The 13,033-nt window shown below is 69.4% G+C and carries 10 protein-coding genes; 8 read left to right on the top strand and 2 right to left on the bottom strand.

Annotation, left to right across the window (positions count from 1 at the left end; all coding sequences use genetic code 11):
* Positions 1–102: 102 nt before the first annotated feature.
* Together J2Z79_RS17850 and J2Z79_RS17855 are read right to left on the bottom strand one after the other, a co-directional pair.
* The gene (locus tag J2Z79_RS17850) at positions 103–1,110 is read right to left on the bottom strand and encodes an NAD(P)/FAD-dependent oxidoreductase (RefSeq protein ID WP_209468257.1); all 1,008 of its coding nucleotides are present in this window, start codon (positions 1,108–1,110) and stop codon (positions 103–105) included.
* A gap of 176 nt (positions 1,111–1,286) precedes the next feature.
* A complete protein-coding gene (locus J2Z79_RS17855; protein ID WP_209468258.1) occupies positions 1,287–1,688 on the bottom strand; it encodes a hypothetical protein in 402 nt (133 codons plus the stop codon).
* 329 nt (positions 1,689–2,017) lie between these two features.
* Between J2Z79_RS17855 and J2Z79_RS17860 the strand changes: the two genes are divergently transcribed.
* From J2Z79_RS17860 to carB, 8 genes are all read left to right on the top strand, one after another.
* A complete protein-coding gene (locus tag J2Z79_RS17860) occupies positions 2,018–2,710 on the top strand; it encodes an HAD family hydrolase (protein ID WP_209468259.1) in 693 nt (230 codons plus the stop codon).
* Between the two features lies 1 nt (position 2,711).
* On the top strand, positions 2,712–3,512 hold the full coding sequence (gene ymfI / locus J2Z79_RS17865) for an elongation factor P 5-aminopentanone reductase (RefSeq protein ID WP_245302982.1): 801 nt from the start codon (positions 2,712–2,714) through the stop codon (positions 3,510–3,512).
* An 80-nt stretch (positions 3,513–3,592) separates the two neighbouring features.
* Positions 3,593–5,074: an S-layer homology domain-containing protein gene (locus J2Z79_RS17870; protein WP_209468260.1), complete on the top strand. Its 1,482-nt coding sequence runs from the start codon at positions 3,593–3,595 to the stop codon at positions 5,072–5,074.
* Between the two features lie 77 nt (positions 5,075–5,151).
* Positions 5,152–5,778, top strand: coding sequence for a hypothetical protein (locus J2Z79_RS17875; RefSeq protein WP_209468261.1), 627 nt, complete (start codon positions 5,152–5,154; stop codon positions 5,776–5,778).
* A 165-nt stretch (positions 5,779–5,943) separates the two neighbouring features.
* On the top strand, positions 5,944–6,933 hold the full coding sequence (locus J2Z79_RS17880) for an ABC transporter permease subunit (RefSeq protein ID WP_209468262.1): 990 nt from the start codon (positions 5,944–5,946) through the stop codon (positions 6,931–6,933).
* Entirely contained in the window at positions 6,930–7,820 is an 891-nt protein-coding gene (locus J2Z79_RS17885; RefSeq protein WP_209468263.1) for an ABC transporter permease subunit, read from the top strand. The genes J2Z79_RS17880 and J2Z79_RS17885 overlap by 4 nt, the downstream gene beginning before the upstream one ends.
* 217 nt (positions 7,821–8,037) lie before the next feature.
* Positions 8,038–9,147, top strand: a complete 1,110-nt coding sequence (locus tag J2Z79_RS17890; RefSeq protein ID WP_209468264.1) for a carbamoyl phosphate synthase small subunit — start codon at positions 8,038–8,040, stop codon at positions 9,145–9,147.
* A gap of 48 nt (positions 9,148–9,195) precedes the next feature.
* On the top strand, positions 9,196–12,450 hold the full coding sequence (carB, locus tag J2Z79_RS17895; protein WP_209468265.1) for a carbamoyl-phosphate synthase large subunit: 3,255 nt from the start codon (positions 9,196–9,198) through the stop codon (positions 12,448–12,450).
* Positions 12,451–13,033 lie beyond the last annotated feature (583 nt).

The raw sequence follows: 13,033 nt of genomic DNA on the forward strand, positions 1-13,033 counted from the left end.
TCGCAAGATGGTCGATTGACTACCTGAAAAACCCAATTCGAACGAAAAGGAACGGGGCCGTCCCAGCAGAGCAACCTGCTTTTGGGACGGCCCCTGCTTCTGCTACTTCTTCCCTTCCGAGCTGTGGCCGGGGAATGCGGCCGAACCGGGGTCGACGAAGGCCTTGGCGTTGTTCACCGCCGTGGCCACCTCGCCGAAGCCGGTCGCGATCAGGCGGATCTTGCCCGGGTACCAGGCGATGTCGCCCGCGGCGTAGACGCCGGGGATGTTGGTCTCGCCCTTGGAGTTGACCACGATCTGCTTCTTGTTCTCGATCTCCAGCCCCCACTCGAGCATGTTGCCCAGGGAGGCCTTGAAGCCGGTGCCGAGGATGACGTAGTCGACGTCCAGCGTCATCTCCTCGCCGGTCCGGTTGTCGAAGATGGTGGCCTGCTTCACCCAGTCGCCGTCGCCGTGCACGGCGCGCAGCTCGTAGAAGAGCTTGACGTGCACCCGGGACTCGGCCAGCTTCTTCAGCGACTCCTCGTGCGCCCGGAAGCCCTCGCGGCGGTGGATCAGGGTGACTTCCTGCGCGATGGGCTCGGTCATCAGGGCGTAGTCCACTGCGGAGTCGCCGCCGCCCACCACCAGCACCCGCTTGCCCTCAAACTGCTGCACGTTGGTGACGCTGTAGAAGACGCCCTTCCCCTCGTACTGGCGGGCCGTCTCATTGGGGATGCGGTTGGGCTCGAAGGCGCCGATGCCGGCGGTGATCACCACGGCCTTGCTGTAGTGCTTCTCGCCGGTGTGGGTGGTCAGCTCGAAGGTGCCGTCCTCAAGCTTGGTCAGCCGCTCCACGCGCTGGTTGAACACGTAGGTGGCGTTGGGGTTGGCCTGATCGGCCTGCTGCTTACACTGCTCCACCAGGCGCTTGGCGGCGATGCGGGGAAAGCCTGCGACGTCGAGGATGTCCTTTTCCGGGTACAGGGCGGTCAGCTGTCCGCCTACTTCGGGCAGGGCCTCGATTACCTTGGTGCGCATGCCGCGCATGCCGGCGTAGAACACGCCGAACAGCCCGACTGGTCCCGCCCCGATCAGGGTGATGTCGTACAGATCCTTCGTAGCCGACATAACTGGTCCCATCCCCCTATCTACCTATGTGCTTAATGCCATACTCCGTACTGTACAAGACCCTTTCTACCTACTCTTATGTGAGTATAGCACAGGTCCAGAGAGTATGGGCAGATACCCCGTTGGTATCTGCCCATAATTCCTATTAATTGTTGGCATTCGCAAAGGCGCGGGGATCACGACACCGCCGACAGGGCCGGCCCGAGCCAGTCTGCCAGCCTGCGAAGCAGCGGGTGGTCCGGGCGCATCTCCTCGTCCGGCAGGTTGTGCTTGTCCACGATGAGGTACACCGAGCCCTCCGGGGTCTCCACGACGATCAGCTGGAACTCGCTGCCCCCGATCTCGTCGAGCGTGTCTGCGATGCGCGGGAAGTGCGGATGGCCGAAGTCGAGGTTCACCTGGAGCAGGACGTAGCGGTAGCCCTTGATCTCGGTGAGGTCGGAGAGCCGGATGACGCCGTCGAACGGCGTTCCCTTCAGGGCCGCGAGGTACTCGACCACCGCCTCGGCGCTCTGCTGGTCGACCACGGCGGCCGTGGCGCCCCACTTGGACGGGCGCCGGTCAGGGCGGAAGCGCACGTGCTCACACTCCTCTCCCCGTTCGGGTTCGTGCCGGGGCGGGCCGGTTCCTGCAGGGTGCGCACGCCGGCGCGTGGAAACCTACCAGGGAACGGGCGAGCATCGGAACCCCGGCGGAGACCGGTCGGCCGGTGGCGCTAGCGACTTCGGCGCAGGGGCGGCTGCCACCGGAGATCGGGAGGCCGCCCGAGACCGGGGCTGGAGTGGCACCGGGGCTTACGGCAGGACCTCGCCGGGCCTGAGGTACCGGCGGGTTCGGGGTCTCGGTGGAACCTGACGGTAGGAAGACGCTGGGTACGCAAACGCACTTCGATATGCGGGGGAAGGCTGTGATCAGAGCTGTGTTCTTCGACGTCCGAGCCCTGCTGTACGGACCGCAGGGCGCGGAACTGCTGGCTGCAGTCCTGCAGGGAGAGGGAACTTCCGCATCGCCCGAGGCGGTGACGGAGGCCATGGCGGGCCTGCCGGCGGAGGTCAGGGAGGCGCGGGGGCGCATCCGGACCGAGGAGCAGGAGGACGAGTACCACCGGGCGATGCTGCCGCTCCTCCTCCGGGCGCTGGGCCACGGGGATCCCGCCGGCCCGGTGCTCGCGCGGCTCGTGGAGGCCGTGCGGGAGTACCCGGCCTGGTGGTCGATGTACCCCGAGGCGCTGCCCGTGCTGGCCCAGCTGCAGCGAAGGGGGCTGGCCCTGGGCGTGGTCGCCAACTGGGAGCCCTCGCTCCGCCGGTTCCTGGCCGAGTTCGAGATCGACCACTACTTCCGGGTGATCCTCTCTTCCATGGCGGCGGGGGTGGCCAAGCCGGACCCGCGCCTGTTCGCCCTCGGCCTGGAGGCGGTGGGGTGCGCTGCGGGGGAGGCGCTGCACTGCGGACCGTCGCTGCCGGAGGACGTGGCCGGCGCCCAGGCGGCGGGCCTGCGCCCGGTGTGGGTGAACCGGACCGGCATCCCCACCGGGCACGAGGTGGTGACGGTGAACGACCTGCGCGGCCTTCTGCTGCTGCTGGGGAACGGAGGCGAGTGAGATGGCAGCGAGCGAGATGGAGGCATGGGCCAGGGCGGGGACGGCGGTCGAGGCCGCCTGCGAGCTGGCCGGCCAGGCGGCGTTGGTGACCGGCGCCTCCCGCGGGATCGGGCGGGCGGTCGCCCTCGCGCTGGCGGCCGGGGGGGCGGGCGTCGTGGTCACGTACCTGCGCCAGCGGGAGCGGGCCGAGGCCGTTGCGGAGGAGATCCGCCGCGCCGGCGGCGAGGCGGAGGTGCTCCAGCTGGACGTGCGGGACGCAGCGGCCTGCGAGGCGGCGGTCGCGGCCACCGTGCAGCGTTTCGGCCGCATTGACATCCTGGTGAACAACGCCGGCACCGCGCTGGAGAAGCTGCTGGTTGACACCACGCTGGACGACTGGAACGACCTGGTCGCCGTGCACCTCACCGGCATGTACGCCTGCACCCGGGCCGCCCTGCCGCACATGGTCGCCCGCCGCTACGGCCGGGTGATCACCATCTCCTCGATCTGGGGCATCTCCGGCGCGGCCGGCGAGGTGGCCTACTCGGCGGTGAAGGCCGGCCAGAACGGCTTCACCCGGGCGCTCGCCCAGGAGGTGGGGGCGTTCGGCATCACCGTGAACGCCGTCGCCCCCGGCGCGATCGATACCGAGATGAACATGTTCCTGCAGGGCGACGATCTGGCCGACTGGCTGCGGCGGGTCCCGGTGGGGCGGCTCGGCACGCCCGAGGAGGTCGCGGGCCTCGTCCGCTACCTGGCCGGCCCCGGCGCCGGCTTCATCACGGGTCAGGTGATCTCGCCCAACGGCGGCGCAGTGGTATGACGGTACTTTCTGGCATCGGCGCGATTGCGCAAACGAAAACGGCGGGCCGACCGTCATTCGAACGGGAGGTCTGCACGACCATGAACAGTTTGAAGCGCATCACGACGACGCTGGTCACCCTGGCGCTGCTGGGGCTGTCGGCGCCGGCCTCTACCCAAGCCACAACCCTCTGGGACGTGCGGGACCACTGGGCCAGAAGCCAGATCATCTCCGGCGTGGCCGACGGCTACATCGCCGGCTTTCCCGACGGCACCTTCCGCCCGGACCAGCCGATCACCCGGGCGGAGTTTTTCACCCTCGTCACCGGCGCGCTGGGGCTGGAGCCGCGCCCGGCCGAGCGCGCGCCGTATGCGCCCTGGCACTGGTCGGTGCAGCAGGGTCACCTGCAGGCGGCGGTCGCCGGCGGGCTGCTCAGCCCCGGCGACTACGGCGGCTGGATCGTGCCCGACGTGCCCATCACGCGCAAGGAGATCGTGCTGGCCGCCGTGCGGGCCATCGGCCGAAAGGACCTGGTCGGGCAGCGAACGCTGGACGCGGCCGACGCCGGCGCCTACCCGGACTGGCTGCAGGGCTGGGCAGCGGAGGCCGTGGCCGGCGGAATCCTGCAGGGATACGCGGACGGCTCGATAGGCCTGGACCGGACGGCGACCCGCGCCGAGGCCCTGGTGATGGTCCAGCGGATCCGGGGGCAGGTGCTGATGAACCTGGCCGCGACGTCCGATGCGGCCAAGCCCGGTGCGCAGCGCCACCCGGCGCCCGGCGAGCCCACCTGGTATACGGACCGGACACAGCCCGCCCGGCCGCAGTTCTCGGACGGCAGTTACACGTATTCGTTGGATAGAGCAGTCACCGCCTACACGCTGATCCCCGTGCCCGGGCGCGCCGCCTGGCTGAACGCGGTCGACGAGGGCGGCGCCGCCCGCCTCTACCGCCTCTCGGGCGGCCGGGCGGAGCTGGTGACGTCCGGGCAGGGGCCGATCGTGGCCCTGGCGGCGGACGGCGAGGGCCGGCTCTGGTTCAGCCGGGGCACGGAGGTGGCGGTCGCCGGACCCGGCGGTCTGCAGGGGCGCGTCACGCTGGGCGAGCAGGTGACCCACGGTGCCGTCGACGGCGGCGTGCTCTGGGCGGCGGGGCCGTCCCGCCTCTACCGCATCGAGGGCGGACGGGTGGCCAGCTTTGCCCTGGCGCAGGACGTGCTGGCGCGGGTGCGCCACGTGGCCGCGGCGCCCGACGGCTCGGTCTGGCTCCTGCTCAGGGAGCCGCAGTCGGGCCGGGGCGTCGAGGCGGTGCGGGTGCGGAACGGCCGCATCGAGCAGGAGGTGACCATCGCCGCCGGCGGCGGCGACCTGCAGGCGGCGGTGCTGAACGCCAGCGGCGGCAGCCGGCTGATCTATGTGGCGTCGCCGGAGCCCTTCCTGATCCGCTTCGACCTGGCGACGGGCGCCGCCGTGCGGCTCGTGGCGCCCGAGGCGGTCAGGTCCGGCGCTCGGCTCCTGCCGGCGCCCGACGGCGGCGCGCTGTTGAGAGATCGCACCGGTAAGTACTGGAAAGTGGTGGCGTGAGGGCCGACGACTGCGCGGGCGGCGACATAAGATGGTTGCGGACGCAGTTCTGTAACCTTCCGGAGGTGTCGCCCGGCGTGATGATGCCCATGCCCATGGGGAGTCCGATGCGGCTTCCCGCCCAGGTGGCCGGTTCCATGTCCCGCATGCAGGGGCTGCTCCAGGCAGCCCAGCCCGACATCCAGTCTGCCGCCGCATCCCACTGGCTCGCGGCCCGGCAGGCGGCGTCGGAGCCAGGCTTTCAGGAGCTGAGCCAGAACATGCTGCTGGGTCTCTACGGCACCACGGCGCTCAGCGGCCTCCTGCGTTACGCCCTGTCCGGCCGCGCCACGCCGGAGGTGGTCGGCGGGATCATCGACCAGGTCCAGCTGATCCAGCAGAGCTACCAGGGCGCCCAGCAGGCGCTGCAGCGGTTCTTGGAGAACGAGGATGCCCGGCAGCTGGAGGGGGTTCAGCTGATGAGCCGCACGCTGCCCCAGCTGGACCGCTTCCACCAGCAGATGGAGCAGCCCGCTCAGGCAGTACTCAACGGGCTGGAGTGGCAGCCCGCGGGCAGCGTTGAGGGGTGGCCCGTCGAGCGGGCGGATATCGGCACCAGGCCGCCGCAGCCCCCCCAGCGGTGGGAGTCGCCCGGGGCGATGGACGGCGGGAGCGCGGGCGGCGACCTGCCGCCGTCTGCAGGGGAGTTGCCGCAGGAGGAATAGCTGGCCGCAGGGCAGGCCCGGAGTCATCGCCACTGACTCCGGGCCTGCCCTGTTTCGCCTGCCCGCTCCGCTGAGGCCGGCCGGCGGGCACCCGAGGAACCCTGCGAACGGGATCGCGCTGAAGAGCCTCATCTCTTATAGAGGTCTGTGTTGGAGGGAGGACATGTGCTGCACCAGTTGCTCCGATTGTGGCTGGGCCGAATCGCCGGCTACGTGGTCGTCGGCGCCGGTCTGGTGCTCCTCCTGCACCTGCCCGGCGGGGTCTACTACGAAGTCGCCGGGCAGGTGGAGGTGGGCGGGCAGACCATAGACCAACTCACGATCGCCTTCTCGTCCGACCTCTTCTGGAGCGAGGTGCGCGAGTTCGGCAACCAGGTCAGGAGCGGGAGCCTGCCGTACCACGGGCCGAACAGCGAGCTCTCGGCGCCCCCCGAGGACTTCGTGCCCCGCCTGAAGACGTCGTGGCGCAACACCTTGCTGCTGCTCGGGTACTCGGCCGGCACCGGCACCGTGCTGGGGGTGCTGTTGGGCGCCCTCTATGCGGTGAGGTCCCGCATTCCCCGGGTTCTGGGACTCATCGCCGCGACCCTGGGTCTCTCCCTGCCCGACTTCTTGGTCGTCATGGCCGGTCAGGCCCTGTCCGTATGGCACTGGCGGAAGTTCGACATCAACCTGTGGCAGGTGGTTGCCGACCCTTACACGCTGAAGGGCATGATCCTGCCGGTCCTCGCGCTCGCCGCGTTCCCGATGGGCTACATGGCCCGCATCACCGGCGCCGCCCTCGACGAGATCATGCTCGAGGACTACATCCGCACTGCCCGGGCCAAGGGGTTGCCCGAGGCGCGGGTCATCCTGGCCCATGCCTTCAAGAACGCCGTGCCGAAGGTGTTGGCTGGGCTGCCCAGCCTCGTCAGCTTCACGCTCTCGAGCCTCGTGATCGTGGAGCGGCTCACCGTGTGGCCGGGCATGGCCGGGCTCATCTTCACGGTCCCCACCCGGCTGCCCTTCGGGCCGTCGGCGGGAACGTGGGGCGACATCACGCCGCAGGTTGTCTCAGCGGCCTGCCTGATCTTCCTCGCCTTCTTCGTGCTGCTCGAAGGGCTGGCCCAGACTGTGAGGCTGCTCTTCCGGGGTATCGAGGGGGTGGCGCCGTGAGGCGACTGTTCCGCAACCCACCGCTCGTGTGGAGCCTGCTGCTGGCCCTGGTCCTGCTGGTCGCCATGGCGCTGCCCTCCGTCGTGGACTTCGGCGATTACGCAACTGTCCAGAAGGTGCGTGCCCCCCTGGCCCCGGGCGAGGACGGGTTCATCCTCGGGAGTGACCTGGCCGGGCGGAACCTGCTGCCCCGCGTGCTGGTCGGGATGCGCCTGACGCTGCTCGTGGGGCTGGGGGTGCTCCTCCTGCGGGCCGTTCTTGCCCTGCCGCTCGGCCTCCTCGCCGGATGGAGGGGCGGATGGCTGGCCAGGGTCGTCTCGGCGACTGCAGCGGGAGCGAGCGCCGTGCCCACGCTCATCGTCGTGGCGCTGGTTCTCAGGATCTTCAGCAGCGTGCTCACGCTCTCCCGTCCGGTGCAGTACCTGATCTACGCGGCCGCCCTGGTGCTGGTGGGGCTGCCGCGGCTCGCGGACCAGATCGCCAACCTCACTGGATCTGTCAAGAACATGCCGCACGTGGAGGCTGCCCTGTCGCTCGGCGCCACGCAGTGGCGCATCATCACCAGACACCTCTTCCCGGTCATCCGCGGCGACCTCCTTGCCGCCCTGGCGGCCGAACTGGCCCTGGTGCTGGTGGCCATGGGGCACATGGCCATCTTCGACGCCAGTGCGGTGATCGGCGGCGTGACGATGGTCCAGCTCGAGTACGGCCGGTATGCCAACGTCGAACTGGTGCCCGAGCTCGGGGCGATGATGGGCCTGAGCAAGGGGCTGATCCGCTACTACTGGTGGCCGGCCGTCGTTCCGGCCGTGGCCCTGGGCCTGATCATCGCGTGCTTCCAGCTCCTGGCCGACGGCCTTCGCCGCTGGTGGCTGCGCCGGGCCTGAGTCATGAGGGCTGTCCCGCAGGGTGTGCTGCGCCCGGGACAGCCCTCCGTCATGTTCCCTATTGCATAATCATGCGTCTCAGGCTTATAATTATGCGACAGCGGCGGCGCTTGATTCGCGGATACCTGGGGAGTATAATGCCGAAAGGACAAAGGTCTCCCGATCCGCGGATTAAGCGGGTGCAGCGACGCCCGCATCTGGAGGAGGGTGCCGTTATATGAAGGGCTATCTGGTATTGGAGGACGGGACGCTCTTCGCGGGCGAAGGTTTCGGCGCGCCGGCGGTGCAGGCCGGCGAGGTGGTGTTCAACACGGGCATGACCGGCTACCAGGAGGTCGTGACCGATCCGTCCTATTATGGCCAGATCGTCGTGATGACCTACCCCCTGATCGGCAACTACGGCGTCACGCTCGCGGACGGCGAGTCGAGGCAGCCGTGGATCGGGGGTTTTGTTGTGAAAGCGCTCTGCGACCGGCCGAGCCACTGGCAGGCCGTCGGGAGCCTTTCTGACTATCTGGCGCAGCACGGGGTGCCGGGCCTTTCCGGCATCGACACCCGTGCGCTCACCCGCCATCTGCGCAGCCACGGCACGATGCGCGGGGTCATCGCCACGGTAGCCGACGACGCCGAACCCGACCAGGACCAGGTGGCGGCCTGGGTCGAGCAGGCGCGGGCGTTCCGGATGAAGGACGCCGTGCGGCGGGTGACCACGCCCGAGTCCTACCGCATCCCGGGCCCCGGGCCCCGCGTGGTCGCCCTGGACTTCGGCGCCAAGGAGAACATCCTGCGGGAGCTGATCGCGCGCGGCTGCGACGTGACGGTGCTGCCCGCCACGGCCACGGCGGAGGAGGTCCTGGCCCTGCGGCCGGACGGCGTGGTGCTCACCAACGGACCCGGCGCCCCCACCGACGTGCCGGAGGCGGTGGCCACGGTGCGGACCCTGCTGGCGCGCGGCGACCTGCCCATGTTCGGCATCTGCCTCGGCCACCAGATCGCGGCGCTGGCCCTCGGGGCCAGGACGTACAAGCTCCCCTACGGCCACCGGGGCGCCAACCACCCGGTGAAGGAGCTGGCGACCGGCCGGGTCCACATCACCAGCCAGAACCACGGCTACGCCGTGGCGGCGGAGAGCCTGCCGCCGGAGGTCGTGGTGACGCACGTCTCCATCCACGACGGCACCGTCGAGGGGATTGCGCACCGGCGCCTGCCGCTGTTCACCGTGCAGTACCACCCGGAGGCCTGCCCCGGCCCCCGGGAGAACCGCTACCTGTTCGACCGGTTCCTGGCCATGATGGCCCGGGGCGCGGTCTCCACCTGCTCTGCGTAAGGAGATGAAGGGGTCCGGCGAGGCCCCATCCCGAGGAGGATGCAGCGGATGCCCAGGCGCCAGGACGTGGAAAAGGTTCTCGTCATCGGATCGGGTCCCATCGTGATCGGACAGGCGGCGGAGTTTGACTACGCCGGCACGCAGGCCTGCCAGGCCCTGCGGGAGGAAGGGCTCCAGGTGGTCCTCATCAACTCCAACCCGGCGACCATCATGACCGACCGGCACCTGGCCGACCGCGTCTACATCGAGCCCATCACCCTGGAGTTCGTCGAGCGGGTGATCGCCCGGGAGCGGCCCCAGGGGCTGCTGCCGACCCTCGGCGGGCAGATCGGCCTGAACATGGCCATGCAGTTGGAGGAGACGGGCATTCTCAGGAAGTACGGCGTGCGGCTCCTGGGCACGTCGCTGGCGGCGATCCGGCGCGCCGAGGACCGGGCCGAGTTCCGGGCGCTGATGAAGGAGATCGGCGAGCCGGTGCCCGAGTCGACGATCGTCACCACCCCGGAGGAGGCCCTGGCCTTCGGCGAGGAGGTCGGCTACCCGCTGATCGTGCGGCCGGCCTACACCCTGGGCGGAACGGGGGGCGGCATGGCCCACGACCCGCAGGAGATGCGGGAGATCGTCACCCGGGGGCTCAGGCTCTCGCCGGTCACCCAGTGCCTCATCGAGCGGTCGGTGGCCGGCTGGAAGGAAATCGAGTACGAGGTGATGCGAGACAGCGCCGGCAACGTCATCACCATCTGCAACATGGAGAACATCGACCCGGTGGGCGTGCACACCGGCGACTCCATTGTGGTCGCCCCGTCGCAGACGCTGACCGACCGTGAGCACCAGATGCTCCGGGCGGCCGCCCTGAAGATCATCGAGGCGCTGGGGATCGAGGGGGGCTGCAACATCCAGTTCGCCCTTAACCCGCACTCGGCGGAGTACGTGGTGATCGAGGTCAACCCCCGGGTCAGCCGCTCCTCTGCGCTGGCCTCCAAGGCCACCGGCTACCCCATCGCCAAGGTGGCGGCCAAGATCGCGGTCGGGCTCACGCTCGACGAGATCCGCAACCCGGTGACCGGGACCACCTACGCCGCCTTCGAGCCGGCGCTGGACTACTGCGTGCTGAAGATTCCCCGGTTCCCATTCGACAAGTTCGCGACGGCCGAGCGCACCCTGGGCACGCAGATGAAGGCCACCGGCGAGGTGATGGCCATCGACCGCACCTTCACCGGCGCCCTGCTGAAGGCGGTGCGGTCGCTGGAGACCGGCCGCGACGGGCTCTACCACCCGGTGGTGCAGGCGCTGGACGACGAGGCCCTGCGGGCGCGGCTGGCCGAGCCCAACGACGAGCGGCTCTGGGCGGTGGCCGAGGCTCTGCGGCGCGGCATGACAGTGGCACAGATCCACGCTCTCTCCGCGATCGACCCGTTCTTCCTGGGCGCGATCGAGGAGATTGTCGCGCTGGAGCGGGAGCTGGCCTCGTCGCCGCTGACGCCCGAGCTGATGCGCCGGGCGAAGCGGCTGGGCTTCGCCGACGCCACCATCGGCCGCATCGTCGGGCTCGACCCGCTGGAGGTCCGGCGGCTGCGGCTTCAGATGGGCATCCGGCCTGTCTTCAAGATGGTGGACACCTGCGCTGCCGAGTTCGCGGCCTCCACGCCGTACTACTACAGCTGCTACGACGAGGAGAACGAGGGGGTCTGCCCGCCGGGCCGCAAGGCCGTGGTGCTGGGCTCCGGCCCGATCCGCATCGGCCAGGGCATCGAGTTCGACTACTCGGCGGTCCACGCCGCCTGGCAGCTCCGGGAGGAGAAGATCCAGTCCATCATCATCAACAACAACCCCGAAACGGTCTCCACCGATTTCAACACGTCCGACCGGCTCTACTTCGAGCCGCTCACGCTGGAGGACGTGCTGAACGTGGTGGAGCAGGAGGGGGAGATCGAGGGGGTCATCTGCCAGTTCGGCGGGCAGACGGCCATTAACCTGGCGGTGCCGCTGAGCCGGGCCGGCGTGCCGGTGCTGGGCACCGACATCGACCAGATGGACCGCGCCGAGGACCGGGAGCGGTTCGACCGGCTGCTGGTTGAGCTGGACATCCCGAAGCCGCCGGGCGCCACGGCCACGACCGTTGAGGAGGCGGTGGCCGTCGCCGGCCGCATCGGCTACCCGGTGCTGGTGCGCCCCTCCTTCGTGCTTGGCGGCCGGGCGATGGAGATCGTGCACGACGAGGCCGAGCTCCGGGCCTACATGGAGGGCGCGATCGCCGTCTCGGCGGACCGCCCGGTGCTGGTTGACCGCTACTTCCTGGGCAAGGAGGTGGAGGTCGACTGCGTGGCCGACGGCGAGCAGGTGATCATCGCCGGCATCATGGAGCACCTGGAGCGGGCGGGCGTCCACTCCGGCGACTCCATCGCCGTCTACCCCACGGTCACGCTGACCCAGCGGCAGCGGGAGCAGATCGTGGCCTACTCGACGAAGCTGGGCCTGGCCCTGCAGGTCAAGGGGCTCGTCAACATCCAGTACGTGATCCACGGCGACCAGATCTACGTCATCGAGGTCAACCCTCGCTCCAGCCGCACCGTGCCGTTCCTGACGAAGGTGACGGGGCTCGAGCTGGCGCGGGTCGGCACGCAGGTGATCGCCGGGCACCGGCTGTCGGAGCTGGGCTACTCGCCGGACGCGGTGGGCGCGGCGGCCCGGTACGACACGCCCGAGGGCACCGGCTGGCTCTGGCCCGAACCGGCGGATCGGGTGGCGGTGAAGGCGCCGGTCTTCTCGTGGCAGAAGCTGACGGCAGTTGACACGGGGCTCTCGCCGGAGATGAAGTCCACCGGCGAGGTGCTCGGGGTCGACGCCGACCTGCCCCGGGCGCTCTACAAGGCGCTCCTGGCCTCGGGCGTCACGGTGCCCCACCGGGGGACGGTGCTCTTCACCGTCGCCGACCGGGACAAGGCCGAGGCGATGGCGCTGGCCCGGCAGTTCAGCGACCTGGGTTACCGCATCGTCGCCACCGCGGGCACGGCCCGGGCTCTCGAGGCGTGCGCCATCCCGGTGGAGCGGGTGGCGAAGGTCTCGGAGGGCACGCCCAACATCCCGGACCTGATCCGGTCCAGGCAGATCGACCTGGTGATCAACACGCTCACCCGCGGGCGGGACGCCCACCGGGACGGCTTCGTCATCCGGCGGACCGCCGTCGAGCACGGCGTGCCCACCCTGACGTCGCTGGACACCGCCCGGGCGGTGCTGACGGTGCTGTCGTCGCTGAGGGAGGGCGAGGAGACCGGGATCTCGGCGGTGCAGGATTGGGTGTAGGGGTCTTGCCAAAGTGAGAGTAGGGACCAGGGTGTCGACGCACCCTGGTCCTTTTTCTGTTTCAATCGGTGTGGTGCGGTGGGGTGGCGGACGGGCGGGAAAGCGGTAGGAGCCTTGCCCCTGGGTCTGCGGTAAGCCGGCAGACAGTCGGGTGACGACGGAGGTGGATCCTTCGGACGTGAAGTGGCAGAAATCTGCACGGGGTTGCCGCGGGGGATGCGGAAGACACTTCGGGTGTCGAAGATGTTGTGGCAAGCCAGCGGAGGCCGGCTTAGCACGAAGCTTCAAGCGTGAAGTGGCAGAAATCCGCAGGGAGCCGTGGGGCGAGGCTGCGGAAAAATGACACTTCGGGCGCCGAAGATGTTGTGGCGAGCCGGTGGGCGACGGCTCAGCACGTTGCTTCAAGCGTGAAGTGGCAGAAATCCGCAGGGAGCCGTGGGGCGAGGCTGCGGAAAGATGATACTTCGGGCTCTGAAGATGATATGGCGAGCTAGGAGCCTGTCTGAGTAAGCCAGTTCTGTAGGAGCAAAAGGGTTCGGTGTCCAATGTCTTCAGCATGAGCAAGAAGACGTATCGACCGTAT

This window comes from Symbiobacterium terraclitae (assembly GCF_017874315.1).
Lineage (GTDB): Bacteria > Bacillota > Sulfobacillia > Symbiobacteriales > Symbiobacteriaceae > Symbiobacterium > Symbiobacterium terraclitae.

What these genes read in the sequence shown, in the direction of transcription:
- J2Z79_RS17890 (WP_209468264.1), top strand. Translation starts at nt 8,038, where the DNA reads ATGAAGGGCTATCTGGTATTGGAGGACGGGACGCTCTTCGCGGGCGAA.
- carB (WP_209468265.1), top strand. Translation starts at nt 9,196, where the DNA reads ATGCCCAGGCGCCAGGACGTGGAAAAGGTTCTCGTCATCGGATCGGGT.
- J2Z79_RS17870 (WP_209468260.1), top strand. Translation starts at nt 3,593, where the DNA reads ATGAACAGTTTGAAGCGCATCACGACGACGCTGGTCACCCTGGCGCTG.
- ymfI (WP_245302982.1), top strand. Translation starts at nt 2,712, where the DNA reads ATGGCAGCGAGCGAGATGGAGGCATGGGCCAGGGCGGGGACGGCGGTC.
- J2Z79_RS17850 (WP_209468257.1), bottom strand. Translation starts at nt 1,110, where the DNA reads ATGTCGGCTACGAAGGATCTGTACGACATCACCCTGATCGGGGCGGGA.